This window comes from Microtetraspora malaysiensis, assembly GCF_001528665.1.
GTDB classification, from domain to species: Bacteria; Actinomycetota; Actinomycetes; order Streptosporangiales; family Streptosporangiaceae; genus Microtetraspora_A; species Microtetraspora_A malaysiensis.
In genome coordinates this window covers 129,962-156,277 of the sequence record NZ_BBYJ01000018.1, presented here as the reverse complement: position 1 = coordinate 156,277, position 26,316 = coordinate 129,962, and the positions used below count along the sequence as shown (strand labels likewise).

Annotated in this window: 26 protein-coding genes and 2 pseudogenes; 12 read left to right on the top strand and 16 right to left on the bottom strand. The window is 69.5% G+C overall.

Translation table 11 applies throughout. The features are described from left to right. Nucleotides 1–101: 101 nt before the first annotated feature. The 5 genes from AWQ71_RS24480 to AWQ71_RS24460 form a co-directional block, all read right to left on the bottom strand. Nucleotides 102–983, bottom strand: a complete 882-nt coding sequence (locus AWQ71_RS24480) for an alpha/beta fold hydrolase (RefSeq protein WP_067137130.1) — start codon at nucleotides 981–983, stop codon at nucleotides 102–104. 348 nt (nucleotides 984–1,331) lie between these two features. Continuing rightward, nucleotides 1,332–2,963, bottom strand: a complete 1,632-nt coding sequence (locus AWQ71_RS24475; RefSeq protein ID WP_067137128.1) for a hypothetical protein — start codon at nucleotides 2,961–2,963, stop codon at nucleotides 1,332–1,334. 7 nt (nucleotides 2,964–2,970) lie between these two features. Further along, nucleotides 2,971–3,159: a hypothetical protein gene (locus AWQ71_RS24470; RefSeq protein ID WP_067137126.1), complete on the bottom strand. Its 189-nt coding sequence runs from the start codon at nucleotides 3,157–3,159 to the stop codon at nucleotides 2,971–2,973. Nucleotides 3,160–3,250: 91 nt separating this feature from the next. Further along, entirely contained in the window at nucleotides 3,251–3,829 is a 579-nt protein-coding gene (locus tag AWQ71_RS24465) for a phosphotransferase family protein (RefSeq protein ID WP_218001940.1), read from the bottom strand. Between the two features lie 111 nt (nucleotides 3,830–3,940). Continuing rightward, nucleotides 3,941–4,558 (bottom strand): TetR/AcrR family transcriptional regulator, encoded by a 618-nt coding sequence (locus tag AWQ71_RS24460; RefSeq protein WP_067137124.1) that lies wholly within the window; start codon nucleotides 4,556–4,558, stop codon nucleotides 3,941–3,943. Nucleotides 4,559–4,645: 87 nt separating this feature from the next. Between AWQ71_RS24460 and AWQ71_RS24455 the strand changes: the two genes are divergently transcribed. Beyond that, nucleotides 4,646–5,827, top strand: a complete 1,182-nt coding sequence (locus AWQ71_RS24455; protein WP_067137122.1) for a cytochrome P450 — start codon at nucleotides 4,646–4,648, stop codon at nucleotides 5,825–5,827. A 180-nt stretch (nucleotides 5,828–6,007) separates the two neighbouring features. On the opposite strand, the pseudogene AWQ71_RS24450 reads toward AWQ71_RS24455, so the two are convergent. The 3 genes and pseudogenes from AWQ71_RS24450 to AWQ71_RS24440 all read right to left on the bottom strand — a co-directional run. Then, nucleotides 6,008–6,307, bottom strand: a pseudogene (locus tag AWQ71_RS24450) (TlpA family protein disulfide reductase); the annotation flags it as partial. A gap of 12 nt (nucleotides 6,308–6,319) precedes the next feature. Further along, complete coding sequence (locus tag AWQ71_RS24445) at nucleotides 6,320–7,399, bottom strand: PQQ-binding-like beta-propeller repeat protein (RefSeq protein ID WP_157570536.1); 1,080 nt, start codon at nucleotides 7,397–7,399, stop codon at nucleotides 6,320–6,322. Nucleotides 7,400–7,486: 87 nt separating this feature from the next. Next, entirely contained in the window at nucleotides 7,487–9,325 is a 1,839-nt protein-coding gene (locus tag AWQ71_RS24440; protein ID WP_067137116.1) for a serine hydrolase domain-containing protein, read from the bottom strand. Nucleotides 9,326–9,419: 94 nt separating this feature from the next. Between AWQ71_RS24440 and AWQ71_RS41895 the strand changes: the two genes are divergently transcribed. Then, nucleotides 9,420–11,072: a sensor histidine kinase gene (locus AWQ71_RS41895; protein WP_169806618.1), complete on the top strand. Its 1,653-nt coding sequence runs from the start codon at nucleotides 9,420–9,422 to the stop codon at nucleotides 11,070–11,072. On the opposite strand, the gene AWQ71_RS24430 is transcribed toward AWQ71_RS41895, so the two are convergent. Beyond that, a complete protein-coding gene (locus AWQ71_RS24430) occupies nucleotides 11,013–11,621 on the bottom strand; it encodes a response regulator transcription factor (protein ID WP_067137112.1) in 609 nt (202 codons plus the stop codon). The genes AWQ71_RS41895 and AWQ71_RS24430 overlap by 60 nt on opposite strands. A 159-nt stretch (nucleotides 11,622–11,780) precedes the next feature. Between AWQ71_RS24430 and AWQ71_RS24425 the strand changes: the two genes are divergently transcribed. The 5 genes and pseudogenes from AWQ71_RS24425 to AWQ71_RS24410 all read left to right on the top strand — a co-directional run bounded on the left by AWQ71_RS24425 (nucleotide 11,781) and on the right by AWQ71_RS24410 (nucleotide 16,101). Further along, nucleotides 11,781–13,190 (top strand): ATP-binding cassette domain-containing protein, encoded by a 1,410-nt coding sequence (locus tag AWQ71_RS24425; protein ID WP_067137110.1) that lies wholly within the window; start codon nucleotides 11,781–11,783, stop codon nucleotides 13,188–13,190. Between the two features lie 78 nt (nucleotides 13,191–13,268). After that, nucleotides 13,269–13,943, top strand: a complete 675-nt coding sequence (locus AWQ71_RS24420; protein WP_369407214.1) for a kinase — start codon at nucleotides 13,269–13,271, stop codon at nucleotides 13,941–13,943. 275 nt (nucleotides 13,944–14,218) lie between these two features. Next, nucleotides 14,219–14,467, top strand: a pseudogene (locus AWQ71_RS40485) (transposase); the annotation flags it as partial. A gap of 255 nt (nucleotides 14,468–14,722) precedes the next feature. After that, the gene (locus AWQ71_RS24415; RefSeq protein ID WP_084259230.1) at nucleotides 14,723–15,187 is read left to right on the top strand and encodes an RNA polymerase sigma factor; all 465 of its coding nucleotides are present in this window, start codon (nucleotides 14,723–14,725) and stop codon (nucleotides 15,185–15,187) included. Between the two features lie 71 nt (nucleotides 15,188–15,258). Continuing rightward, nucleotides 15,259–16,101, top strand: coding sequence for a hypothetical protein (locus AWQ71_RS24410; protein ID WP_157570533.1), 843 nt, complete (start codon nucleotides 15,259–15,261; stop codon nucleotides 16,099–16,101). Between the two features lie 227 nt (nucleotides 16,102–16,328). Here the strand turns inward: AWQ71_RS24410 and AWQ71_RS24405 are convergent, their stop codons facing one another. The 4 genes from AWQ71_RS24405 to AWQ71_RS24390 all read right to left on the bottom strand — a co-directional run bounded on the left by AWQ71_RS24405 (nucleotide 16,329) and on the right by AWQ71_RS24390 (nucleotide 18,823). Then, complete coding sequence (locus tag AWQ71_RS24405) at nucleotides 16,329–16,724, bottom strand: hypothetical protein (RefSeq protein ID WP_174550759.1); 396 nt, start codon at nucleotides 16,722–16,724, stop codon at nucleotides 16,329–16,331. A 188-nt stretch (nucleotides 16,725–16,912) separates the two neighbouring features. Beyond that, nucleotides 16,913–17,893, bottom strand: a complete 981-nt coding sequence (locus tag AWQ71_RS24400) for a hypothetical protein (RefSeq protein WP_218001939.1) — start codon at nucleotides 17,891–17,893, stop codon at nucleotides 16,913–16,915. Beyond that, complete coding sequence (locus tag AWQ71_RS24395) at nucleotides 17,893–18,111, bottom strand: hypothetical protein (protein WP_067137102.1); 219 nt, start codon at nucleotides 18,109–18,111, stop codon at nucleotides 17,893–17,895. Before AWQ71_RS24395 ends, AWQ71_RS24400 begins: the two co-directional genes overlap by 1 nt. Nucleotides 18,112–18,211: 100 nt before the next feature. After that, nucleotides 18,212–18,823 (bottom strand): TetR/AcrR family transcriptional regulator, encoded by a 612-nt coding sequence (locus tag AWQ71_RS24390; protein WP_067137100.1) that lies wholly within the window; start codon nucleotides 18,821–18,823, stop codon nucleotides 18,212–18,214. Between the two features lie 65 nt (nucleotides 18,824–18,888). On the opposite strand from AWQ71_RS24390, the gene AWQ71_RS24385 reads away from it, so the two are divergent. Together AWQ71_RS24385 and AWQ71_RS24380 are read left to right on the top strand one after the other, a co-directional pair. Next, nucleotides 18,889–19,839 (top strand): NAD-dependent epimerase/dehydratase family protein, encoded by a 951-nt coding sequence (locus AWQ71_RS24385; RefSeq protein WP_067137098.1) that lies wholly within the window; start codon nucleotides 18,889–18,891, stop codon nucleotides 19,837–19,839. Between the two features lie 163 nt (nucleotides 19,840–20,002). After that, nucleotides 20,003–20,479: an NUDIX domain-containing protein gene (locus tag AWQ71_RS24380; RefSeq protein WP_169806615.1), complete on the top strand. Its 477-nt coding sequence runs from the start codon at nucleotides 20,003–20,005 to the stop codon at nucleotides 20,477–20,479. Between the two features lie 218 nt (nucleotides 20,480–20,697). On the opposite strand, the gene AWQ71_RS24375 is transcribed toward AWQ71_RS24380, so the two are convergent. Together AWQ71_RS24375 and AWQ71_RS41890 are read right to left on the bottom strand one after the other, a co-directional pair. Continuing rightward, nucleotides 20,698–21,123 carry a hypothetical protein gene (locus AWQ71_RS24375; RefSeq protein ID WP_084259227.1) on the bottom strand — a complete coding sequence of 142 codons (426 nt, stop codon included), beginning with the start codon at nucleotides 21,121–21,123 and terminating at the stop codon, nucleotides 20,698–20,700. Nucleotides 21,124–21,694: 571 nt separating this feature from the next. Further along, entirely contained in the window at nucleotides 21,695–22,267 is a 573-nt protein-coding gene (locus AWQ71_RS41890; protein ID WP_169806609.1) for a hypothetical protein, read from the bottom strand. A gap of 375 nt (nucleotides 22,268–22,642) precedes the next feature. Between AWQ71_RS41890 and AWQ71_RS42755 the strand changes: the two genes are divergently transcribed. Then, nucleotides 22,643–22,912, top strand: a complete 270-nt coding sequence (locus AWQ71_RS42755; protein WP_169806608.1) for a hypothetical protein — start codon at nucleotides 22,643–22,645, stop codon at nucleotides 22,910–22,912. A 339-nt stretch (nucleotides 22,913–23,251) separates the two neighbouring features. Here the strand turns inward: AWQ71_RS42755 and AWQ71_RS24365 are convergent, their stop codons facing one another. Then, nucleotides 23,252–23,848 carry a TetR/AcrR family transcriptional regulator gene (locus AWQ71_RS24365; protein WP_218001938.1) on the bottom strand — a complete coding sequence of 199 codons (597 nt, stop codon included), beginning with the start codon at nucleotides 23,846–23,848 and terminating at the stop codon, nucleotides 23,252–23,254. A 133-nt stretch (nucleotides 23,849–23,981) separates the two neighbouring features. Here AWQ71_RS24365 and AWQ71_RS24360 point away from each other — a divergent pair, with 133 nt between their 5' ends. Further along, nucleotides 23,982–24,668, top strand: coding sequence for an SGNH/GDSL hydrolase family protein (locus AWQ71_RS24360; protein WP_067137197.1), 687 nt, complete (start codon nucleotides 23,982–23,984; stop codon nucleotides 24,666–24,668). 83 nt (nucleotides 24,669–24,751) lie between these two features. Continuing rightward, nucleotides 24,752–26,242, top strand: coding sequence for an MFS transporter (locus AWQ71_RS24355; protein WP_218001937.1), 1,491 nt, complete (start codon nucleotides 24,752–24,754; stop codon nucleotides 26,240–26,242). Nucleotides 26,243–26,316 lie beyond the last annotated feature (74 nt).

The window sequence follows — 26,316 nt, the reverse complement described above, 5'->3', positions numbered from 1 at the left end:
ACCGTTCCCCAGGCCCGGCCCGGAAGGAAGCCGAGCCTGGGGAAGAGTGATCGCGCGGTCAGCGCGGCGGAGTTGCCGGCGAAGCCCGACAGCGGGACGCCTCACCGCCGGGCCCACACTCGGTCCAGGAAGTCGGCGATGAGCGGGGCGATCCCCGGCAGGTGGTCCTCAAGGGCGAAGTGGCCGGTGTCGAGGACGTGGAGTTCGGCGTCGGCCAGGTCGCGCAGGTAGGCGTGTGCGCCGGGCTCGGGGAAGAACGGGTCGTTCGCGCCCCAGGTGATGAGGGTGGGCGGGGTGTGCGTGCGCAGCCACTCCTGCCAGGTGCCGTACCGCTCGACGTTGGAGTGGTAGTCGAAGGCGAGCGCGACCTGGGCCTCCTTGCGGCCGGGCAGGTCGAGGAAGTGCTGGTCGAGGGTCCAGCCCTCGGGGGCGAGGAGTTCGGGGTCCGCGACGCCGGTCTCGTACTGGCCGCGCGTGCCGGGCAGGGTGAGCAGGTCGCGGATGGTGTCCTCGGCACCGGGCTGGTCGGGGCGCAGCGCGATGAAGTCGCGGGCTCCGGCGGACAAGCCCTCCTCGTAGAGGTTGCCGTTCTGCACGACCAGGCCCGCGATCCATTCGGGGTGCCGCTCGGCGAGCCGGAACCCGATGGGCGCGCCGAAGTCGAAGACGTACATCACGAAGCGGGTCAGGCCGAGCTTCCGGACGAAGCCCTCGGTGGTGTCGGCGAGCCGGTCGAAGGAGTAGCTGAAGTCGGCCGGGGCCTCGGTGTGCCCGAATCCGGGGTAGTCGGGCGCGATCAGCCGGTAGCGGGTGCCCAGCACGTCGATGAGGCGGCGGAACTGGTGCGAGGCCGACGGGAAGCCGTGCAGGAGCAGCAGGACCGGCGCGTCGGACCGCTCGGGCAGCGACTCGCGGTAGAAGACGCGGACGCCATCGACGTCGAGGTGGCGGTGGGTGGTGCGGGCGACCAAGGAGAACGTCACTTCTAATGCCTTTCATCGGAGGTGATGCGTTAGTTATAGCGATCAATAATCTAACGCGTCAACACGACGATGTAGCATTAGGACATGAACGAGCCAGGCCCCCTGGCCGGGGAACCCCTTGCCCTGGACCTGGTCAACACACGCCCAGTCACGGGTGTCGCCGCCGGCCACCCTCGCCGAAGCCCGCCGACGCTGCTTGGTCAGATGAGGGATCCGCTCAACGAACGTCTTTGCCGGGCAGTGAGAGTTGTCGCAGAAGAACCGGCGGCTCCTCGCCCGGATCAGTCACTTCCAGCCGGGCCCGGCCGGCAGGAGGCCGGGCCCGGGGAAGCGTGACGCGGTCGTCGGTCAGCCGACGGCGTAGGCGCGAGTGATCGTCTGGGTCAGGCCGGTGCCCGACGTGTCGGTCACCACCGCGCGGAGGGAGACGAATCCGGCCGTACGCGGGTTCGGCACCATGGCCGTCCATCCCGAAGCAGTGGGAACGACCGCGATACGGCGCCAGTTCGCCCCGTCGTCGACGGACATCTCCAGCCGGACCGACGTCGCCTCCGCCTCGGCGGAGCCGGGGTTGCGCTCGATCCACAGAGGAAGGCGCGTCGTGCTGCCCGGCTTGGCGCGATTCGACTCATCCAGGCCGGCGGGGCTGTAACGGACCGCCGTCAGCGGCAGCGGCTGCTCCTTCGCCGTGGTCGCGGACCGGAACTTCCATACGGACTCCACACCGGTGGAGAGCGTCGAGTACGGCACCTGCCTGCGCATCGACGCGGTCAGCGTGTAGGCGCCGGACCCGGCGGGAAGATCGGCGTGGAACTCGCACTCTTCCGTCTGGTCGACCTCACAGTTGGCGATGTCCGCGGTAGCCAGCACCTTCCCGTCTTTGGCGAGGGTGGCGGTGCCGGTGGCGGCGGCGTCCGAGCCCGTTCTGCCCGCGCCCGCGTCGGCGAACAGCCCAAACGCGGAGAAGGTCAGCGTGTCACCGGTACGGCTGCCGCCCGGCAGCAGGAACGACGGGCCGGTGACCGCGGCGTTCCAGACTTCGCTGGTCTGTCCGCGCTTCATGAGCGTGCCGCCGTCGAAGGTCATGGAGGTACCGACCTGAAGACCGCTTTCGTAGGTCACTCCGGGGGTCCGGTACTGGATGAGCGTGCCGGGCAGGGGGATGTCGCCGACCAGTGACATCAAGGACGCGCCCGGGATATGCAGTGCGGCCAGCGGCGTCCCCGTGGCCGCCACTCCCGAGGCCCGGTAGGTCGTGGAGACCTTCGCCAGATCCTGCTGCCTGGCGTTGTAGGTGGGGTCGTCAGGAAAACCGCCGGTGCGACGGTCAACGAGATCGTAGACGTAGGGGCTGGGAGACACGTCCTTGCTCAGCCACAGGGTTCTCAAGGTGTAGGTCAGACCTGGCTGCCGAACGGGAATGACGAAGAACCTGTTGGTGATGTCCACACCGCCCCACAACCCGAATGAGTTCCATGCGCCGTGGGCCAGCCCGAACTCGAACCAATTCGGAAGTTCGGCACTCGGATCGTCGAGTGTGGTCATGGCCGCCTTGCCCTGGCGGGCGTCCACTGTCAGGTGAAGGTCGCTGTCATCGACCCGCAGCGGGGAGTCGGCGACGGTGACGCCGCTCCTCTCCACGATGTGGGTGGAGAGGTTCCAGTCGCCCTTGGCGAGCCGTACGGTGGCCACACCGTCCTTGAACGCCGGCTCGACGATGGCCCCGGTCGTCGCGTCATAGATCTCAGCGCTCCTAGGGTCGACCGGTTCGCCCTGCTTGCCGATGACGGTGATGGTGGCGTTGTAGGACTCGGGCTCGACGTACGCGCCCGCCAGGGTGCGGATCACGGTATCGCCCGAGGTGGCGGTGATCGTCCCGACATAGTCGCCGGGGGCCTTGCCGTTCGCGTCGATGGTGAGCGTGACCGACGCCTGTCCTCCGGCGGGCACCTCGATCCGCTGGGTGGAGAGCTTCAGCACGTCGCCCTCACTGGCGAGGTCGAGGCTGACCGGGGGCCGTGATGTCCTCGGCGATCTGTGTGTCCAGCCGGCCGGCCACGTACAGGTAGACGTCGCGGTAGTAGCGGTCGTGCACGTCGGTGAACAAATCAGGGTTCCGCCGGTACCGGGCGACGAGTTCGGCGTCGGTCACCTGTTCGCACGCGCCGATGATCAAGTTTTCAGCTCCGACATAAGCCTGCCTTCCGGGTGATGGACACGATCACTCACCCTTCGCCGCAAGCCAGGATCGTCTTCCCTCGCGTGCGCTACCGGTGTGGTCCCGACAACAGGGTCAGCACCCACGTCGCCTGTTCGGCCAGAATGTCCGTTCGATCACCCGGTCGCCTCTGGCTGTGGGCCGGAATCCTCAATAGCCAGTAGAGGGCCAGAAGTCGGCGGCACTCTCTGAATCTGCGCAGCTCGGCGGCGCTCAGCTCGAAACGCTCCAACACGCGTGTCATGCCTGAACGACTGGCACGTACGGAGATGTGCTCGACTACCTCCGCCAGTTCAAAGGCGCGATCGCTTCGACCGGAGTATTCGAAGTCCACCAGGCGAAGATCGCTGCCATCCCAAAGGTAGTTCGCCAGATTCCCGTCCCCCGTGCCGAAAACAGGAGGGGCCGGCCGCATGAGCGACTTCTCCAAGGTGGGCCGGCGCACCCAGTCGGCGCCCGCGGCCAGCGCCTCACTCAGCACGGCATCCCCATGGGGGCATGGCGCGGCCAACGACCATCCTCGGACCTGGTTCAGGAGCGTGGCGTACCCGGCGGCGAGGTTGCCGAGCACGGCGCCGGCTCCGTACAGGAACAGCATCCACACCGTGGAGGACTCGCCGATGTCCACCGCGCGAAGGGCGGCACGCTGTAGGCGTAGGCGGTGCCCGCCGACAAGTCGCACCACGACGCCATCTCCGGCCAGCGGCCCGTCATGAAGCGCGACCAACGGAACAGACCGTCAAAGTTCCTTTTGGCGGGCGGGATGAGCTGCGGCCATGACCCCGTGCACGGCCTGGCTGATCCGCTCAGCGGCCTGATCGGGATCGGGCCGGCCGGCGTCAAGCCACGCGATGACGGCTTCCAGGGTGAAGGTGGGGAGCAGGTTGGCGGCCCAGTCCAGCCATGGACCCTCCGGAATGCGGCGGGAGAGGGTGCGGCGGGCGACCTCGTGGGAGGCGGCGGTGATGGAGTCGATCATGTCGCGGAAGTCGGGCTCACGGACGGCGTAGCGGAACAGCAGCCTGAAGCCGTCGGGGTCGACCGCGGCGGCGCGTAGCAGGGCGGGGATGGCGTCGCCGTCGAAGTCGTCGGTGCCGACAGCCTCGGCCAGGCGAGTGCAGGCGCGGTCGAGTACGGCCCGATACAGGTCGGCCTTGGAGTCGAAGTGCCGGTACAGCATCGCCCGGGTGAGTTCAGCCTCGGCGGCGATGTCGTCGAGGCCGGTGGCGGTGTAGCCGGAGCGGGCGAAGGCGCGGGTGGCGGCGTCCAGGATCTGCTCGCGCCGTTCGGCGCGACGCAGCCGCCGCACCGGCTGGGCCGCCACGGCCCTATCGACGCCTTCTTCCGGGTTGTCCATCCCACCTCCGCTTGTAGAAGCAGGAGTATACATATAGCGTTTTAGACGTCAGAGTATACAAATGAGCGTCTACCTCATGGAGGAGCCATGTCCGCCCCCGTCCAGCTACCGTTCGAACAGCCCCATCCCATGCGGCCCGCGCCGCTGCTGCGCGAGCTGCAGGCCAGCGGCCCCATCCACGCGATCCGTACCGCGGTCGGCCACCCGGCGTGGCTGGTGACCGGCTATGAGGAGGTGCGCCAGTTACTGGATGACGACCGTCTCGGCCGGGCCCACCGCGAGCCCGAGCGCGCCTCGCGTACCGGGGAGTCGGCGATGTTCGGCGGCCCGCTGGGCGACTTCGACACCGAGCGGGCCGACCACCACAGGGTGCGCTCGCTGCTGCAGCCGCACTTCTCGCCCAAGCGGATGCGCGCGCTACGCGGCCGCGTCGAGACACTGACCGCGAGCCTGCTGGACGACCTGGATGCCGCCGGGTCGCCCGCCGACCTGCACGCCGCGCTGGCGCTGCCGCTGCCGATCGCCGTCATCTGCGAGCTGCTCGGGGTGCCGTTCGCCGACCGCGGCCAGTTCCGGCGATGGACGCAGGCCGCCGCGGACACCACCGATCGGGCACGCTCCGAGCAGGGGCTGGCCGAGCTGTTCGGCTACGGGCAGCGGCTGGTGGCGCGCAAACGGGCCGAAGGGGACCCGGACGCGGATGTGATCTCCCGGCTGGCCGCCACTGACGGGGTCAGTGACGACGAGGCCGCCGCGATGGGCATGTTCCTGCTGTTCGCCGGGCACGAGACCACGGTCACCGCGATCGGCATGGGCACGCTGTGGCTGCTGGCCACTCCCGGCCAGTGGCAGACCCTGGTGGACGACCCGTCGCGGATCGACGCGGCGGTGGAGGAGATCCTGCGCGCACCCCGTCTGGGCGGCGGTGGCATCCCCCGCTACGCCCGCACCGACCTGGAAATCGCCGGAGTCCACATCCGGGCCGGCGATCTGGTGCTGCTGGACACCGGCGCCGCCAACCACGACCGGGCCGTCTTCGCCGACCCCGACCGCTTCGACCTCGTCCGCCCGGCCGTGCCGCACCTGACCTTCGGCCATGGCGCCCGCTACTGCGTCGGCGCCCCTTTGGCCCGCATCGAGCTGCAGACGGTCTTCGCCCAGCTCGCCGCCCGCTTTCCCACGCTCAAACTCGGGTGCGCGGTGGACGAGCTGACGTTCAATAGGAACGTGCTGGCCGGCGGCCTGACCGCCCTGCCCGTCACCTGGTGACCCCTGAGCACCCCCGGCGATCTCGCCTTCCGGCAATCGGCCCCGCGATCATTCGTGCGACTCAACGGGTGTGCTCTTCCGAGACGTCGGCGGTCGCGACACCGCGTACGTACGTATGTCACGCGCGGCAGGATCACCCCGTTGGCCGCCAGTGGCGCCGGGCGCGCACCCGGCCGCTGATCATGACTGCCGCAGGAGAGCCTCGACCGCCGCGTTCAGCTCGTCCGGCCTCGTCGCGCCCACTGTGCGCACAACCCCGTTCGCGTCGACGAACACGTTGGTGGGCACTCCATGGATTCCGAGTCGTGCCGCATATTCACCGGTCTCGTCGAGGAGCACGGTGCCGTCAAGGCCCCAGACATCGGCGAAGTGGCGCGCTTCGGTGGCGGCGTCCACGCTCTCCCATACATTGATCATGATGACGTCCAGCCCCGACCGGGCTGTACGGCGGCGCAGTTCCTCAAGGACCGGCGCCTCCGCGTTGCAGGGGCCTCACCAGCTGGCGAAGAAGTTGATGACGTACTTCTTCTCCGCCCACTCCCGCGTGGTGCGGATCCGCCCGGTCCGCAGGTCCGGGAGCGCGAACTCGGGCAACGGGTGGCCGACCACCGGATGGAGGGCGCGCGCCGGCGGCCCGGGCAGCCACGGCCGGTCCACGATGGTCAGCGTGCCGCTGCCGGCGTTGGACACCAGCAGCCGGCCCGTAACCGGGTCCAGCGCGCAGTCCCCGGGCCCGTCGCCCACGGCGATGCGATGTGATTCCTTCCCGCGAAGCGTGTCGAGCACGCTGACGGTGCCGGCCCCTCGATTGCAGACGTACAGCCATCGGCCGTCCGGTGACACGCACATCCCGACCGGGGCCCGCTCGACCACCAGTTCGCCCAGGTTCGCGCCGGTCCGCAGGCAGATCCGGGTGATCGTGCCGTGCAGCGATCCGGCCACGTACAGCCGGTCGGAGACCGGGTCGACGACGACCTTGCACGGCCCCTCGGGCACCGCGATCCGGCCCAACGGCCGGAGCGTCGCCGCGTCGAAGACGGTGACCGAGGCGGACATGAAGTTGGCGCAGTACGCCCGGTCGCGGCTGGTGTCCACCGCGATGCTGCCGGCGCCGAGTTCCGCGGGAACGGTCCCGATCACTCGTGCGTGATCGGCGTCGAGCGCGGTGACGGTGCCGGCGGCGGTGTCTCCGCTGAAGACCCGGCGCAGCCCGGGATGGTGGCCGAGCCCTGCCGGATAAGCGCCGACGGGTACCTGACCGAGGCGGGTCCCGCTGTCCGCGTCCACGACGGTGACCGTGTCCGAGCGGGCGTCGGCGGTGAACAGCCGCCGGGCCGGCAGGTCGAGGACGACGGGGATCGGTTCCCGGCCGACCGGGGACCGCCATTCCGTCCGGCGCCGGTCGAGGTCCACCGCCACCACGGCGTTGCTGCGGGAACAGGCGACGAAGGCGCGCCGCGCGGCCGCGTCGACCACGACCGCCTCCGGCCCTCGCCCGATGGGTATATGGGCCAGGATCCGGTGCGCGAGGTCGACCTCGCACGCGCCGCCAGGAGGTTCCCCCGTTTCCACATCGTCTGCGTGCCCCCGACAGCCCGCGGGAAACGGGGCTGCGGATGACGGCCGGGGCCTTGATCACCGGAGCTGCCCGGTGACGGCTCAGAAGAGCAGCAGGTGGTAACCGAGGGCGACCGCGAAATAGGCGACCGCCGCCAGGGCGAGCAAGGTGTACGCGATCTGGGAGGGCAGGCTCCACCAGCGGGCGCGCCAGGCGACGACGGTGGCCGGGACCATGGGAACGGCGAAGGCCAGGGCGAGGGTGGCCAGGACGGGGAGCGCGGCGAGGCGTGGGGAGTTCAGCGGCAGGGCCGCCATGAGGACGTTGGGGTCGGCCATGAGGAGGGCGAACCCGGCGAGGAAGACGGTGGCCAGGGCGGCGCTGATCCAAGCGGCGAGGGCGGCGAGGCGGGCCGGGAGCGGTGGGCGGACCTTGCGGACACGGCGGACGGCGGCGGCCAGCGGCAGGCCGAGGGTGGCGAGGAGCAGAGCGAGGGCGCCGGTCACGAAGAGCGGCAGGTTCAGGGTGGGGGCGTCGTACCAGGGGACTTCCTCGTAGACCTCCGAGGGGAGAGCGGAGGAGACGAGGGTGCCGTCGCCGGGGAAGGAGATGCGGGCCTGGCCGTCGCGTTCCCGGAAGACGCCGGAGGCGATCTGGATCCAGTGCTGGGTCCATCGGCCGGGATCCGGGGAGAGGCCGGTGGTGGTGAGGGTGCCGTCGGGGTTGGCCGTGACGGTCGGGACGACGAACAGGGTCGAGGCCTTCATCAGGCTGCTGCGGCTGGTACGGGCGGACCGGTAGGAGCCGGCGTACCGGGAGACATCCGCGGTGAGCGGGGTGGGCGCGGAGGCGGCGGGCGCGGGGAAGCGCCGGTCGATGATCTGGGTGAGGAGCTTCTGCGCGTCCCAGGCGGCGGCGCCGGATGTGCCGTCGCCGTTGAAGACGACATAGACGCCGAACCTCTGGTCCGGCATGAGGGCCATGGCGTTGTGATAGCCGGGGACGTCGCCGTCCTTGTAGAGGATCCGGCGGCCGTTGCGCGGTCGTTCCTCCAGCGTGTAGCCCATGCCGGGCATGCGCCGGTCAGCGGTGAAGTGCCGTGCCCGCATCTGCCGGGCAAGGGGATCGCCCTTGAGCTGGTCGATCATGTACCGGGCCATGTCGGCGGGGGTGACGGCGGGGCCGGTGCCGGAGGGCGTCCAGGGGCTGTACTGGCCCTTCTGCTCGGCGTAGCCGTCGCCGTCCGGGCGGTAGCCGCGGGCGAGCCGTGCCCCGATCGCGGCGGGGTGCGGGAGGGCGGCGGTCGAGCCGGTCATGCCGTGTGCGGCGAAGACGTGCTCGGCGACGTACTGCGCGTACGGTTCGCCTGACGCCACCTCGACGAGGTGGCCCGCGAGGGCGAGGGCGTAGTTGTCGTAGGCGATCAGGGTGCCCGGTGGCCGGACCCGGCGCGGCTGGCGAGCCTTGAGGCTCTCGGCGAGTGAGGGCAGCGTCGCCGGATCCTCACGGGCGAGGCCGACGATGTCGTCGTCGAAGCCCGCTGTGTAGGTGAGCATGTGCTCCAAGGTCACCGGACGGCCCGGATAGGTGTCGTCGATCTTGAACGCCGTCAGGTAGCGGTTCACGTCGGCGCGCAGGTCGAGCCTGCCCTCCCCGACCAGGCGCAGGACGGCCTCGGCGGTGAACACCTTGGCCAGCGAGCCGGTGAGGAACGGCGTGGCGGTGTCGACCGGCCGGCCCGATCCCACGTCCGCCAGCCCGTAGCCCTTGCTGAACACCGTCTTCCCGTTCTCCACGACGACGACGGCCGCGCCCGGGATCTTGTCTTCGGCGAGGACGGCGGGGACGGCCCGGTCGATCGCCGTGCCGAGGTCATCGGCGTGAGCGGGGGCGGTGTGGAGGGCGAGGACGGCGAGGGCCGCGATGATCGCTTTCTTCATGGCCGTCAGTGTGCGGCGCGGGCCTCGCACCTCGACAGTGTCTGACACATGGGCCGGCATGGAGAATGCACGATCACGACATATGGTGCGTGACGTGCTGATCGTTCTGGTGGTTCTCCTGGGCGTCGCGGTGGATCCGCTCCATCCGGTGCCGAGCCCGCCGTTCGCCCTCGTTCTCGCACTCCAATTGGTGTACTGCCTGACTCCGTGGCGCAGCCGCTGGCCGTTGGCGGCCCAGACCCTGCTCCTGCCGTGGGCGGGGCCGGCCGCGGCGGGCATGGTCGCGGCGTCGGCGCTGCTCGTCCTGCGCGGGGCGGCCCGCTGGTGCCTGTTCGGGGCGGTGGTCGCCGCGGCGGCCCTTCTCGCGCCCGCGACGCCGTTCGGGATCGCGCTCGCGGTGCTCAACGCCGCGTGCCAGGGGCTCGTCCTGTTCGGGGTGACCCGGCTCGGCGACACGCGCGCCGCCGTCCACGCCGCACGCGCACCGTTCGCCGCGAGTGCGGTCTCCGCCGAGCGGTCACGGGCCGCACGCGAGCTGGAGGCCGCCCTCGGAACGATCCTGTCCACGATCATCGCTCTCGCCGGGCGCGGTGACGCGGCGCGGATCGCCGAGGTCTCCCGGTCGGCGGCCGCGCGGGCGCGTGCCGTCCCGAGCGCGACGGGCGAGCCCGCGCCCGAGCCGGATCTCACCCCCCGGCTGGCGCTGCCGATCCTGGTCGCGGTGCACGCAGGGTACCTCGCGACCTCGCTGATCTACCTTCAAGGGCGTCCCGCGCCCTCGCTGCTGGCCGCGGGGATCCTCGGGTTGCAGCTGCACCACGCGCTGCCGCGTCCGCCCGGCGCGCGACCACGGCACGCCGCCTGGACGGCCGCCGCGCTGGTCCTGCTCACCGCCGTCACGCTGCTGTATCCGGGGCAGGCCTATCCGCAGCTCGCCGGGTTCGCCGCGGCCGGGTTCCTGATCTTCGGGCGGGCCTGGTGGCCGCTGGCCGGAGTGGTCGTCGCGTCGCTGTCGGCCGTACTCGCCCTCCGCGGCTACTCCCCCGCCGAGAACCTGTACTGGACGTTCAACGCCGTCGCCATCGCGGCCATGCTCTACGGGCTGTCCACGCAGACCGCGCTGGTCTTCGAGGCGAAGGAGGCGCAGCGCGCGCTGGCGGCGCTCGCCGCGGCCGACGAGCGCAGGCGCATCTCCCGCGACGTCCACGACCTCCTCGGCTACGGGCTCTCCGCCATCACGGTCAAGGCCGAGCTGGCCGGACGGTTGGGGCCGGAGGGCTCCGGAGAACAGCTCGCGGAGATCGCCGCGATCGCCCGCCGATCCCTGGCCGCGCTGCGCGCCATCCCGGCCGAGCCCGACCCTCGGCTGTCGCTGGCCGCCGAGCTGGACTCGGCCCGCGCTGTCCTTGAGGCGGCGGGCGTCGAGGTCACCGTACGCCGGGAGTCGGGGCGGGACGACACGCTGCTCGCGATCGTCCTGCGCGAGGCCGTCACCAACGTGCTGCGGCACAGTGACGCCGCGTACTGCCTCATCGACATCACCCCGACCGGACTGCGGGTCGTCAACGACGGCGCCCGTGCCGCCCGGGGAACCGGCAGCGGAACGGCCAATCTCACCGCACGGGTCGCCGCCGCGGGCGGCACCCTGACCACAGAGAGCGACGGCGGCGAGTACCGGCTGACCGTCCTATATCCAGCCGTTCTCGGCGGCGATGCGGACAGCGTCGAGCCGATTGCGCGCGTCTAGCTTCGTGACGATCGCGCCGAGGTAGTTCCGCACCGTCCCCTTGCTCAGGAACAGGCCGGCCGCGATCTCGGCCAGGTCGGCGCCTTCCCCCGCCCGGCGCAGGACCGCGGCCTCGCGCGGGGTCAGCGGGTTCGGCCGCTCGGTGATGGCCGCCGCGGCCAGGCTCGGATCGATGACGGACTCGCCCGCGGCGACCCGCCGGATCGCCTCGGCCAGCCGGGCGGGCGGCGCGTCCTTCACCATGAAGCCACGCGCCCCGGCCGCGAGCGCCCTGCGAAGCGTCTCGGTCCTCCCCGCCGAGGTCAGCATGAGGAGCGCGCACTCCGGCGCCCGCGCCCGAAACTCCTCCGCCGCCGCGATGCCGTCCAGCCGCCCCGGCATCTGGATGTCCAGCACCACGACCTCGGGACGCAACTCGACCCCCCGCGCGACCGCCTCCTCCCCTGTGGCCACCTCGCCGACGACCCGCATGTCGTCCTCCAACTCGATCAGCGCGGCCAACGCCCCCCTGATGAGATGCATGTCCTCGGCCAGCAACACGTTGATCACGTCCGCCCCCCTCCGCTACGCAGATGTCCGCCCCAATGATCCCGATATCGGAGCCGTGCGGTACGGCCGGGACGGGGCCCTCGTCGCCGCCGGCGATCCGCGAGGACAGGGAGGCACCCGTTCGCCTACGACCACCCCGGCTTCAACGACCGCTACGACATGGCCGACCGGGGAGTCGAGGTCAGCCGGGACATGATCGGCCAGTCGCAGAACCTGGTCTCCTCGGCGGCCACTTTGATCGCCGCGGCCGTGGTCATCGCCGCGCTGGCTCCGATCCTGCTGCCGTTGCTCGCACTGACCGCGGTGCCCCAGGCCGTGGCGTCCATCGCGGGCGAAAGGATCACCTACCTGGCGACGGTGAGAACATTCCACGACCGCCGCATGCTGAACATGCTGCGCTGGCACCTGACCCACAAGGACCAGGCCGACCAGATCCGCACCGACACCCTGGCCCCCTACCTGCTGGAGAAATACCGGGCCAGCGGCGTGCGAGTGGACCGTACCAATGACCAGGCCGCCTGGCAGCGCGCGAGGATCAACCTGATGGGGGCCGCCGTCAGCGGCCTCGCCTCGGCGCTGATGTGGGCCGGTGTGATGCTGCTGCTCGGCATCGGACATATCAGCGCCGCTGCCGCCGGCACTCTCGTCTTCACCCTGCGCTCGGCCTCCCGTGGCCTGTACGGCATCGTCGGTTATGGAGCCGATCTCATGCGCACCGGCCGGTACATGGACGACTGGGAGTCCTTCATCCGGGAGGCGGCCGGGCAACGCCTGGACCGGGGGAACATCGTGCCGGGACGTCCTCAACACGTCGCCCTCCACCGCGTCACCTACCGCTATCCGGAGGCCGATCACGACACCCTGCGCGAGGTGGACTTCGAGGTCCGGCGGGGAGAGATCGTCGCCGTGGTGGGCGAGAACGGCTCGGGCAAGACGACGCTGATGAAGCTGCTGTCCGGGCTCAACCTGCCGACCTCCGGCGTGGTCGCCTGGGACGGCGTCAGCACTCGCGACCTGGACCCGCACGCCCTGTGGAAGCGGTGCGCGGTCGTGCCACAGGAGTTCGCCCGCTGGCCGATGACCGCCCGCGAGAACATCCACCTCGGCCAGCCCCAGCCCGAGGTGGACGACGCCGTACGGCGGGCGGCCGCCGCCAGCGGGGCCGACACGGTGATCAGCGTCCTGCGCAGCGGCCTGGACACGCTGCTGGCGCGTGAATGGTGGGGCGGCCAGGCCCTCTCCTCGGGACAGTGGCAGCGCATCGCCGGTGCCCGGGCGATCCACCGCAACGCCGGCCTGCTCGTGATGGACGAGCCCACCTCCGACCTGGACGCCCGAGCCGAACACCGGATCTTCTCCGGGTTGCGGCAGCTCGCGCGGGACCGCGCGATCGTGCTGGTCACGCACAACCTCGCCAACACGATCGTCGCCGACCGGATCGTCGTCATGGAAAGCGGGCGCGTGACCGCCGAAGGCACATTCGGCGAACTGACGTCCCACCCCGGGCTCTTCCGCGACCTGTGGCTCCTCCAGCAAGATCGTGCTTCCGTCCAGGAGGGCAGTGCGTGATGACCGAACCTCGCGTGCACGTGTTCAAGGCCGCAGGACCCTCCTGCCGTTCCTTCGCCCCATGGTTGTCCGACAGGGGTGGGCGGCCGGCGTCCGCCTGACGATGGCCGGGCGGCCCCCCGTCGTCTGACGGACGCCTCTGTCAGACAGGGATTTGCGAGGCACAATCGGTCGGGAGGATATGAAGTGCGTACTGGCTCGGCTCAGACCTGCTTAATCGTTCTTCGGGGCAACTCGGGCGCCGGAAAGACAAGCGTGGCGCGGGCCGTACGGCAAGCTTGTGGGCGCGGCCTGGCGTTGGTCGGCCAAGACACAGTGCGGCGAGAGCTGCTGCGGGAGCGGGACGTTCCAGGCGGGGTGAATATCGGCCTCATCGACACCATCGTCCGCTACGCCCTCGATCATGGGTACCACGTCCTTCTCGAGGGGATCCTTACCGCCAGCCGGTACGGGCCGATGCTTCACGCGCTGAGCCACGATCATGCGGGAACGAACGCCTTCTTCTACCTGGACGTGTCGTGGCCGGAGACCGTACGCCGACATGCCACCCGCCCTCAGCGGCGGGAGTTCACCCCCGAAGAGATGCGACGGTGGTATCAGGAGCGGGACCTGCTTCCGGACGGCTGCGAGACGATCATCGGCGAGGACAGCTCGCTGGAAGCGACAGTGCGCCACGTACTTCACAAGGCGGCGCCAGCCGTAGGGCGTACAGCGTCGTCTCCACCGGAGACTCCCTCCCCCGGACATCCCTGAAGAAGACGTCTTTGGTCCGAGACCTGGCCCTGGCCATGCTCGGCCTGATGGATGGCCTGTCGGACTCCCCTGCTTGTCCCAGGTAGGGCGGCCCTCGCCACGGACACCGCGAGGACTGCGGGCATTTCGCTGGCTTCGTGAAGGAAGTAGGGGGCTCCGGGCAATAACGGTGGACCTTGCCCTCTTCCGAAAGGCGTCCTAGCGCGCGTATCGGATTGTGATCAATCTGCGGGCTTCGCCCGGATGGCGAGGCCTGATCCGATAGGTCGTCTTGTGTAACGCGAGTCCAGTTAACAGACGAAGAGTGGGAGTTCATCGAGCCGTACCTGCCAATCGGCGGGCTCGGCCCGTACCCCGAGCGGCTGCGACAGCAGTTCGAGGGCGTGATCTGGCAGTTCAAGACGGGCGCGCAGTGGCGGGAGATGCCGAGGGAGTTCGGCGCCTGGCCGACCGTCCACAACCGCTTCCGGCAGTGGAGGGACGCCGGCGTCCATCGTTATCTAGGGTTGTCAAGCGAAGCTGCTGGTCAGCCGGTTGAAGGCCTGTCAGGCACGTAAGGCAAGTAGGTTGCTGCGGTTGCTGGCGAGTGGACCGTCGAGAGGTCCATCAGCCGCGTGAATCGGATCCAGCACTGCACTGGCGAGATACGGATAATGCCGACCATGGGTGGATCTTGAAGACAGCCGGCCGGTGCCGGCGTACGAATTCGGATGTGACCATCGGGCGGATGGTTGCGTCTGTAGTGGTGTGACAACAACACCCCGTTCGCGGAGGACGCCATCGGCAGCCGCATCGAGCAGTTCTATCGGGAGCACTGGCCCTTGGTCTGCGGATATCTCATGCGCCAGACCCGTGACCCGCATCTCGCCGAAGATCTTGCTCAGGAGACGTTTGTCAAGGCCACCCGCGCGATGCTCGGCTGGCGCGGCAATTCCCCGGCCGCGTGGCTGCTCGCCATCGCCCGCAACGTCCTCCTCGACCATGTACGGCGCAGCCGGATCTCCCTCCCGCTGCCCTCTCCTGACGCTCTGGGCGTTCCCGAGCTCACCTCGGACGCCATCGCGGTCCGCGACGTGCTGGACCGCATGCCGGAGCGGCAGCGACAGTTGCTCACGCTCGTCTACTTCGACGGGTTCTCCCTGGCGGAGGTGGCCGCGATGACCGGTCGCTCCGTCTCGTCGATCAAAACCGCTCTGTGGCGCGCCCGCGCAGCCTTCGCCGAATGCTATGGAGGACACCGATGACCACACAGGAAGACATCCCGCCGATCCCGGACTTCGATCCCGGCAGGACAAAATGGGCCGTATGGCGGGGTGTGCTGCGCACGGCCGTGACCGCCACCGTGATATTGCTCGTCGGCGTGCTGCTGCTCGATCTGGGAGCCCAGTGGATCCAGCGGCGCGGCGACCGGGAGGACCGCATGGTGGACGTGATCGACACGGCCCTTCGGGTCGCCAACCCCGGCTACTACATCTCCGGCGGGATATGTTGCGACACCACCGCGTTCTCGCTCTCCTTCACCGTGCGGCTCGCCCCGCTCCGGGCCGGAGGTGACGCCTCGAACTACTTCTCCGGCGGCGCCGTCTTCACCGTCAGTCAAAACCAGTTCGGGCGGGTCGAATGGCCGCCTCCGGGTTTCATCAAGGAGACACCCCTGTTCACGGCGCTCGATTCGGTCGGCACGGATGCCCCGCCGAGCAAGGCGGACACCAAGAGGATCCTAGATCGACTGCCCGAATCGATGTCCGCCCTGGCGGTGGTCGATTTCGCCAAGCCGTTGGGGGAAAGTGAGTTTTCGGCATTCGTTGAGCGGCACGCAGCCGTCCTCCCGGAGACGGCGATCTACGACGGGCGGATCGGCGGGACCCCGATTAGCTGGCGCCTGGCCACCGGGGAGCTCGCCCCCGGCGAGTTGCCCCGGAACGGGCTGGCCGGGTTTCGGCGCTGGGTCGGAGACCTGCGCGACCATGACGCGGCCAACCTGGATAAATTCGGACTAGGTCTGAAGCTGCTGCGTAAGTCGGCCGCTGACGGCATGGCGTACGCCTACATCACCCAGACCGCCCGCGTCAGCGACCTCCGCGCCCTGATTGACGACCCCCAGGTTCGCGCGATCAGAGTGGCCGACGTCGCGTACGATCTCACCAGCCTGAACTGATCTCGGGCGCCTGGAGCGCTTGGGCGCGCAGTCGGCCTTATCTCGGTCAGGCAGAACTGCACAAAAGGACCCCGCCAGACGCTCCTTGGGTTCTAGGGTTCGTTGCAACACCCCAGTTCAGGGGATGCGATGGACTTCGAGATCCGCAAGGATCGCAGGGCTCCTTGGCCGGTCGTTGGGGTGCGGCGTGTCCGGGGACGGTTGTCTTAACGCGATGACGGTCCTGGTCAGCCTGTTGCCAGCTCGGTGAGGCGGGCTTCGAGGTCGGCGATCATCTGGGTGAGCAGGCTGGTGTTCTCCCGTCGGACCGTCTGCGGGCCGACCACCTCGATGCCGGCGACCTTGGTGATGCACTCGTCGGCGGCCTGGGCCATGGTGGCGAACTCCTTGCGGGCGATGGAGTGGGGGTTGGCGGCCTCGAAGGTGGTGGCGCGGTGCATGTCCTTGACCGACGTCATCGCCGCTCGTGCGGCCGACATGGCGTCGCGGGCGCTGAACTCGTCGCCGTGCCCGGAGCGCATGTAGCGGGTGGTCCAGACCCGGCTCCGGTCAGCGTCGCGCCGGGCGGGGGCGGCCGATGGCTGGAACCTTTCCAGGCGGTCGCCCCGGTTGGCCGCGATCATGCGGACGACGCGGACGGCCCGCCGCAGCCGGTGACCGTTCGGAAGCTTGACGCCGGCGGCGATGTCGGCGTAGCTGATCTAGCGCCCGTGGTTGCAGCGCAGCCAGATCATCACGTCCGCGACGTCCTTCTCGGCCTGTGTGAAGCCCATCGCGTCGCGCCGTGGGGTCCGGGATGTCTGCCGGCCGCTCACAGCAGCCCGCCGTTCTCGTCCAGGAACGCCGCCAGCGCCGCATCGTCCAGCGCGGAGCCGGTGGCCAGGTCCCGGACGGCGGCGATGGTCGCCTCGGCGCCGTCGCAGAGCTCGGCGATGGCCTCGGCGCGGTCGGCGGTGAACCGGATCTGCTGCTTGTGCAGCCGCGCCAGCGCCCGTGAGGCGGCCATGCGGATCTCGGCCATGGCGTTGAAGACGTCCATGAACGCGTCGGCCTCGGTTCCATCCCGGGCCGTGCGGGCTTGAGCGGCCAGCGCCTCCCGCTCACGGCGCTGGGCGTCATCGAATTCGCATTGCCGATGGATGGTGACGTCGGCGGCCGCGGCGCGGTCGGCCGTGTCAGCGGCGGCCTGGCGGGCGTCGAACTCTTCCAGCGCTTCCCGCGCCGCCGCCCGGGTTGCCTCGTCGGCCAGCAGGGCGGTCTTGACCGCCTTCGGGTGGCCGATGACGTAGGTGATGGCCGACGGGCGAGTGCCGGACGTGGCCGCCTCCCGCTCGATCGCCTCACGCCGCTCAGGCGAGATATGCCGGCCATCCAAACTGCGGTAATAGCTGTTCTCGCCATAGAACGGATATTGCTTGGCATCGGGAAGTTCGACATTCGCGCCCGGCTGCAGTGCCATGGCGTGGGGAACGACGCCTTCGGCGGCCAGCCGGTTCCATGCCTGCCAGAGGGCCATGACCCGCTTGGCGCTGGTGCCGGCCAGGCGGGCGAACTCCCGGGCACTGACGCGCTGGAAGGTGTTTCGGTCGAAACACCTGGACTGATGTTCGAGCCGGACGCCATCGCCCTCGCCGGGCTCGACCCGTTTGGCGACCAGATAAGCCATCAGCCACGGGCCTTTGCGCTCCATGGTGGCGAACTGGGCGATGTCCGCGCGCAGGGCATCCTCGCCATCGTCAATTGCCCGCTCAGGCGGGTCATCGTCCGTCACGCCGCCCGTCATCTCACCCATCACGTGGTCACGGTCTTGCGCGGGGCGCGGCGCTGCGCCGGGACGACGACCGGCCGGATCGAGGTGGCCTGGCGTGCCCAGGTCATGAAGACGTCCAGGTCGTCCAGTGCGACGGCGGCGTCGGCCTGCTGCGCGACATCCAGCCGCACCAGCCCCGGGAAGCGCTTGACGAGGCGTGCGGACTGCTCGGCCAGGGCGAGGAGTCCGGCGACTAGCACGCAACGACTTTCATATCGCCCACCAGTCCATCAACCAACTGCCGAACCATCACGGCGAGAACGCGGCAGAAACAGCGACACCAACTGTGGCACGTCGCGGCTACGGCGACCCCGGCATCGTGGCATGGTGGCCGCGGAAAGCCGCCTCCAGGGAGATGCGCCAGTGGCGGTCGGCCTGGGGGCGGGGGCCGAGGGAGCCGAGAAGTTCGAGGCTGGCCAGGCCGTGCGCCAGGGCGTTGAGGTGCGCGGCGACGTCGTGGGGGTCGGCCGGGGCGAACCGGCCCGAGTCGATGCATCGCGCGACCGCGCGGATCAACGTGTCGAACGTGCCCTGGATCTGGGCCAGGGCCGCTTCGTCCGGCCGGAAGTCGGCGATGGGGCGGCCGAACATCAGCTCGTACAGGTGCGGGTTGGCCAGGGCGGCGGCCCGGTAGGCCTGCCCGAGGGCCATCAGGTCGGCCTCCGGGTCGCCGTCGGTCGGCACCGCGGCGAACGCGTCGGCAAGCCGGGCGAACCCTTCGAGGAACATCGCGCGCAGCAGGCCGGCCTTGTCGCCGAAGAGGTTGTAGACGGCCGTGGTGGAGGTGCCGACCTCCTGGGCCAGACGTCTGGTGCTCAGCGCCTGCGGGCCCTCCTGGGCGAGTAGCCGTCCGGCGGCGTCCAGGAGGTCTCGGCGTAGCTCGTCGTAGTCGCGGGTACGTGGGCGGGCCATGTTGACAATCGTACCGTAACGCTGTTTCATAACAGTGTTTTCAAATTCACGAACGGGAGGCCACCGTGCCCGCTGAATCCGATCTGCATGTTGTCCTCGGTGCCGGAGGGGCCATCGGCGGCTCCGTGGTTCGCGAGCTCGCCTCCCGGGGGCACCGGGTCCGCGCGGTCAACCGCAGCGGCCGGAGGCCGGCGCCGCCCGGTGTCGAGGTCCATCGGGGCGACATCACCACCGTCGAGGGCGCCACGGCCGCCTGCGCCGGGGCCGAGGTCGTCTACCACTGCGCCGCCCCTGCGTACGACCGATGGGTGGAGGAGTTCCCCCACATGACCGACGCGGTGCGCCAGGGCGCGGCCGCCGCCGGCGCCAAGCTGGTCTTCGCCGACAACCTGTACATGTACGGCCCCATCGACGGGCCCCTGACCGAGGACCTGCCCTACGCCGCCCGCAACCCCAAGGGGCGGGTACGCGCCGAGATGGCCGAGGCACTGCTGGCCGCCAACCGCTCCGGCGAGCTGCGCGTCGCCCTCGGCAGAGCCTCCGACTACTACGGCCCCGGCGGCGTCAACACCATCGTCGGCGCGACGGTGTTCGGCGCGGCGCTCGGCCGGAAGACCGCCCGCTGGGTGGGGCCACTCGACCAGCCCCACACACTCAGCTACCTGCCCGACATCGCCAAGGGCCTCGTGACGCTCGGCGGCGACGCGCGGGCGGACGGCCAGGCCTGGCACCTGCCGACGGCGCCGGCCGTGACGGGCAGGGAGTTCCTCGACCTGGTGCTCGCCGAGCTTGGCCGGCCCGGCAAGACTGCGGCGCTCGGACGGCCGATGCAACGCCTGATCGGCCTGTTCAACCCGACCGTCCGCGCCCTCGGCGAGACGTGGTACCAGCGCGACCGGCCGTTCGTGAGCGACACCTCGAAGTTCACCACCACGTTCGGCCCGTTCGCCGCGACACCGCACACCGACGCCATCGCCGCCACCCTCGACTGGTACCGCGCCAACCCCACCCCGTAACCGGCCGGCAGAGGTCCCTTCGGCGGCCCGCCGAGTTCACCTGACCCCTCGCGATTGCGCGGTGACCACCTCGCGGGCCGGATGAAGGGCCATCGCGGGTCCGAACCCAGTGCGGGCGACGACCGAAGCGAGCACCACCCGCGCTCACTCGCGGAAGCCGCAATTGGACGCCGACGAGTGGCAGCACAGCTTGCCCCGCTGGCATGTGGGCGCCAATGCGCTGGTCCAGGACCAGCATGGGCGGATCCTGCTCGTCCGCCCCGGGCGAAGCCGCACGTGGCAGCTCCCCGGCGGCCAGGTCGACGCCCACGAGATTCCCCCGGATGCGGCGGGCCGTGAATTGCGTGAGGAGACCGGCCTGGACCTCTCCGTCGGACCGCTGATCGCGATCTCCTTCGAGCACCCGAGCCCGGGCTGGGACCACCCGACCCAGATCATGCTCTTCCACATCGGCATCGTGGATTCGACCACGGCCCGGCTCACCACCCACGATCCCGACATCGTCGAGCATCGCTGGGCCTACCTCGAGGAGGCAGAACGCCTCCTCGGCCCGGCCCGCACGGAGCGGCTACGCGCCGGATTGCTCGGCCTGCGTCGAGGTTGTCCAGCTCTGATCACTGTCACCGTCCCAGAAACCTGACCCGGCGACGATCCGGCCGGCCGCCTCGCCTGGGCGTCACCCGCTCTTCCTGGAGCGACACACGACCTGACTGCCCGCTCGCGCTGCCAGCCGGATCGACGACCCTGGCCTCCGGCAACGTGCTGACCTGCTACGGCAAGACCCCCTCGACACGACGTCACCGTCGTGGCCGACCGACTTACCCGATTCGGCCGGCTGCCGCGGACTCCCGTACCGGATCAGCCGCGTTTCGCCGGCACCCAGCCGTGTCCCCATCCTCCTTGCACCATCGTCTGGAATGCCCATCCGTCCTCGGTGCGCACCAGCAGGTCGGCGTAGCGCATGCTTTCCCGCCGGCCCTCGATCGTCATCGTCGCCGTGGTCTCCACGAGCACGAGGTTCTGGCTGATGAAGTGCGGCGTCCTCGTGGACTCCAAGCCGAGGCCCGCCGTGCCCCCGCCCATGGCCTCCTTCATCGCCTCGATGTACTCCTCACGCGTCCACTGCTGGACCGCCGCGAAGGCGCCCGGCACGTCGGTGGCCAGGTTCATCGGGAAGACCGCCAGATCGGCCAGCTTCTCGACCTCCCCCTGTTCGGCCAGCGCGTCGTACTGGCCGAACCAGTCTTCGACACTCTTCAGTTCCTCATTGCTCGGCTCGTACAAGCCCAGACCCCTTCCTCTTCCGCACGCCGTACGCCGTACCGTACAGCATACGGCGAGCGCGGCCAAACGAGAGGCGCACATTCGGTCGAGGACGATGACCGCTGACGCACGCCCCGTGTCGGCGCAGGTGGCAGAGCGGCGCCCACGGTCATCAGGATGGGCACGGCTCATGGACGTAACCGGCGGCCAAACTCGGCCGGAAGCTGCCGCACGCCATCGTCCGCGAAATATATGCGGAATGCTCGCAACCTCACCCTCAGATGAGCCGGACCGTTTTCACAGCTCCCACGGAGCGATTCCACCATTACGCCCCGACAAATATCCTTATTAAGGGGTAATCATCACGGACGTTGACGCGGTGCCAATGAGGGCGCGGGAGCGCCCCGAAGCGCGGGAAGTCCGCCCCCGCCGCCGTCACACCGGACCCCGATGGGATCTTCATTCGCCTCATCGGCCAGACCCGAGGCCACGCACCACCCGATACCGGAACACGCGCAGGCCAGAGGCTTCGGGACAGCCCTTCGAGCCGAAGGGCCAGAGCGACGGCCGCTTCTCCCTCACGTCGGCCCGCTCACGTCACAGCATGGACGACAGCCTGCCACGGCGGCGTACGACGCGGTCTGAAATAAGAGCGATAGGAGTGATATTTCGACCTATCGACGAAATTCGGAGGAACCGGCCCGCGAAGCAACTCACGTCCACCAACAAATGAAAATAAAATCGGCAAGATCTGCCGATCTCCGTTTCGATTACCACTGAAATGGAGAGGCCAAGCGGCGTTCGGATAAAATCTCGAGCGGTTATCAAGGTTGAGTATTTTCCACCATCGACCGATTCGAGGATTATTACGCCGGGACACGAGACCTTTCCAAGGAGAACCAAGTTGCTCAAGTCCAGCAAGCTGGCCAGAGTACTCATGATCAGCACTGTGGCGATCGGGGGTGCCGTGGCCGCGGGTGGTGTGGTCACGCCCGCGTTCGCGGACGGTGTCCCCATCCCCGTCCCCGTGGTCACCGGCCACCATCATGGCTCCACCGGTCCTTCCGGCGGCACCGGCAGGAACAGGAACCACAACCGGAACCACAACCGGAACCGGAACCGCCAGCACCAGCGAGAGCGCCAGCACCAGCGCCAGAAGCAGCACCAGAACGTGCGGAACATCATCGTGACGCCGCACAGGCCGCGGGTCCGTACGGAGCCGACTCCGCCGGTGCTGCCCCCGCCGCCCCTCGTGCCGCCAAAGCCCATGCCCACGCCCACGCCCACGCCCACGCCGACAGTGACGACACCGGTGCCCCAACCCTCGCCGGTCCCCTGCGATCGGTGCGATCGGTGTGACAGATGCGATCGCTGTGACAGATGCGATCGGCGCGACAGATGCGATCGTTGTGATCGGTGCGATCGATGCGACAGCGGCAGGTGCGATCGAGGCGACAGGTACGACACCGATAGGTGCGACAGGGACACCACCGACAGGGACGCTACAGAGACCGTCACCACAGAGACCGTCACCACCGAAATGGTCACCACGAACGTCGGCGCGAGCTGCGCGTGCGGGCTCGGCATCGCCTGGCTTTCCATCGGGACGAACTCGGGGCTTCTCGTCGGCGCTCCTCTCGATGCGAACATGAACAGCGCCTGGGTGTCCGTACCTCTCCTTGTTGGAAACCCCACGGTCGCGGCCACGACGGACGTCAACGCCAACCTCTGGGCACTTATCAGGGCGCATGTCAGCGCCGGTCTTGGACTGGGTCTCGGGACGAACGCCGGTGTCGCCCTCGCCCCCTGACCCTCGCACCGCATGCGGCGGCCGTCCGATCAGTCGGTACGGCCGCCGCATGCGGCGTCTTTGGAACACGTCCCGGCCCGCAGCCGACTCGACGCGGAGCGGCAGCGCACCTCAGGCGCCCGCAACCCCCCGCGGGTGCGCGATCGGGCCGGAGAACGTGCCGCGCGGATCACTGGTTCCGACCTTGAGCCGACACCCGGCGAGAACAGCCCGACGAGAACAAGGACGGCGCGTCACCGGGCGGACCGCAGCATCACGCGCGCACCCGAGACTCCCGCCGCCGCCCCGCAGGCATGGATATTCGGCACCCTCGTGCCGCCGATCCCCGACGGGATCGGATCACCGGGGAGGCGCGAGGAAGCCGTCGACCACGTGACCGACCTTGTCCCCGGCGTCCTTGTCGCCGAGCCGTAAGGCGGTGTTGGCGGCGCAGAGCACCGCGTCGATCTGGAAGGCGGCGAGGTCGGCGTCCAGGTCGGCGATCTCGCCCGCGTCGGCCGCGTATCGCAGTTCGCCGGCGATGAGGCCGCGCCAGTCTCGCTGGTGCCGGAAGAGCGCGTCATGGACCTGCCCCGGCCTGCTGTCGAAGTCCGCGAAGTTCGCCGCCCAGAAGCAGCCGCCCGGGAACAGCGGCGTCTCGGCGTAGGCGGTCCATCGTTCGATCAGCGCCCGCAACCGGGCGACGCCGCGGGACGCGGCCTCCGCCGGGCGGACGACCGCGTCGGTGAACGCCTCACGCGCGGCCTCGACCGCGGCGACCTGCAGGTTCTCCTTGGTCGCGAACAACGTCTGAATGCCACTCTTGCTGAGCCCGAGGTCGGCGGCCAGCCGGCCGAAGCTGAGGCCGCTGAGCCCTTCCAGCGAGGCCACGTCGACGGCATGACGGGTGATCGTCCGCCTGGCCCGCGCGCCGCGGAGGAGGCGTTGGTCGGACACCGCCGCGCCTACCCCATGGGAGCGGGTGTCCGCGTCTGCCCCTGATCGCTGCGCCGGCTCGTTCATCGACTCCATCCTTCCACAGCCCGCGTTGCACAATACGTACGACCGACCGTATGTTTTCTTCGTGACCATGTATCCCACAGAGGAGTCCGACCCCTTCTGCCTGTCAGCGGCGAGCGCCACGCGGCTGCTGACCGACGCGCCCTGGCGACGGTTCGCGTCGATGGGCGACAGCCTCGCGGCCGGCACCGGGGACCCGAGCCCCGGCTACGCGAACCTGGGCTGGCCCGACCGGCTGGCCGGCATCCTTCGCCGGGTACGTCCCGACCTGGCCTACCTGAACGCCGCGAAGATCGGAGCGACCACCACCAAGACGTTGGCGAACCAGGTGGGCCCGGTCCTCGAATTCGGCCCCGACCTCATCCACATCTCGTGCGGCGCGAACGACATCTGGCGGCCGGATCCCGACCTCGCCGAGATCGGGCGGAATCTGCGGCGGATATTCGAGCGTGCCGCGGAGACCGGCGCCCAGCTGACGACGTTCACCCTCGGCTCGGCCTTCGTCGTGCCGGGGTTCCCGGACTGGCACGACCGGGTGCGCGCGCTCAACGACATCACCCGCGAACTGGCGGCCACCCACGCCGCCGTGCTCGTCGACATGTGGAGCCACCCGGTCAATTCCCGGCCGAACCTGTTGAGCGCGGACCGCGTCCACTTCGCGACCTCAGGTCAGGCCGTGATGGCGTCCGAGCTGGTCAAGGGACTCGTGGACGTGCTCCGCGCGCATCCCGTGACGAGCGACCGAGCGCCTGAGTGACAGAGAAAGGCCTGAGACCGCCGCCGCGTCACCCGGTGCCCGGCGGCGAACAGAACAGGCGAACGGAACAGGGAGACATCCGCGTGACCGACATCGACGAATCCCTCCGAGCGCGGCGAAACCACCCCGACCGCCAAGCGCGAGGGGCCGCTCAGCCGACGTCGTCCCCCACGCCGTGGCGTGCCGTGGCCATCGTGATGGTCGGCACGTTCATGGCGATTCTGGACTCGTTCATCGTCGTCGTCGCCGAGCCGGCCATCAAAGCCGACCTCGGCGCATCCAGCGGCCAACTGCAGTGGATCATGGCGGGCTACCAGCTCATCTATGCGGTGTTCCTCATCACCGGAGGCCGCCTCGGCGACCTGTACGGACGCAAACGGATCTTCACGCTGGGAATGGCGCTCTTCACGCTGTCGTCGGCCGCCTGCGCTCTGTCCGGTACGGCGATCACCCTGATCGCGGCACGGCTCGCGCAGGGTCTGGGCGCCGCGCTGATGGTCCCGCAGGTCTTCGCCGTCATCACGTTGCTGGTCCCCGGGAAGGACCGCCACCGCGCCTTCGGCGTCCTCGGCATGGTGATCGGACTGGCCACCAGCGGCGGTCAGCTCATCGGCGGCCTGCTGATCGGCGCCGACCTCTTCGGCTCCGGCTGGCGGCCGGTGTTCTGGATCAACATCCCGATCGGGCTCGCCGCGGTCCTGCTGGCGATGCGGTATGTCCCCGAGTCACGGGCGACCCGCGCACGCGGCATCGACCTGCCGGGAGTCGCGGTTCTCACCGTCGCGTTGTTCCTGCTCGTCTTCCCGCTCATCCAGGGTCACGAGGCCGGCTGGCCATGGTGGACATGGGCCGGCCTGGCCGCGAGCGTCGCGACATTCGCCGTTTTCGCCCATGTCGAGCGCTGGGTCGGCGACCGCGGCGGCGACCCCCTGGTGCGGCTCTCCCATTTCGCGACGCGGTCGTTCTCCGTCGGGATCGTCCTCGTCCTCGCCATCTACGCCGTCCTCACCTCGTACTACCTCGTCCTGTCCATCGCGTTGCAAGACGGGTTGGACATGTCGGCGCTCGGGGCCGGCCTGGTGTACACCCCCGCGGCACTGACGTTCTTCGTCTTCAGCATGATCGCGAGCAGGCTGGTGCCGAAGTACGGCCGCCGCGTGCTGGAGATCGGGGCGATCGTGCTCGCCGCCGGATTCGCGTCGACCGTGATCGTCCTGACGTCAGGGCTCCAGCTGACACCCGGCCTGATCATCCCGACGCTCATGCTGCAGAGCGTCGGCGGCGGCCTGCTCATCACGCCGTCGCTCAACACGGTCCTGAGCCGAATCGACCCGGACGACGCCGGCATCGCCTCCGGGGTGCTCTCCACCGCCCAGCAGGTCGGCGGCGCGCTCGGCGTCGCGATCATCGGACTCGTGTTCTTCGGTTCCTTCCGTCCCGCCACAGAGGGCAAGGCCGGGGCTGCCGCGCACGCGTTGGCGATGTCCTCGATCTTCACCCTCATCACCGCGATCGTGGCGACACTGCTGGTCTACCTGCTGCCCACCGGCCGGGCGCGTAGCGACCGCCCATGAGACGGTCGCCCGGCGCAGACCGCGTTCGATCGCACCGCAGCCAGGCGTGGCCCCTTGTCAGGTCCGGCGACAGT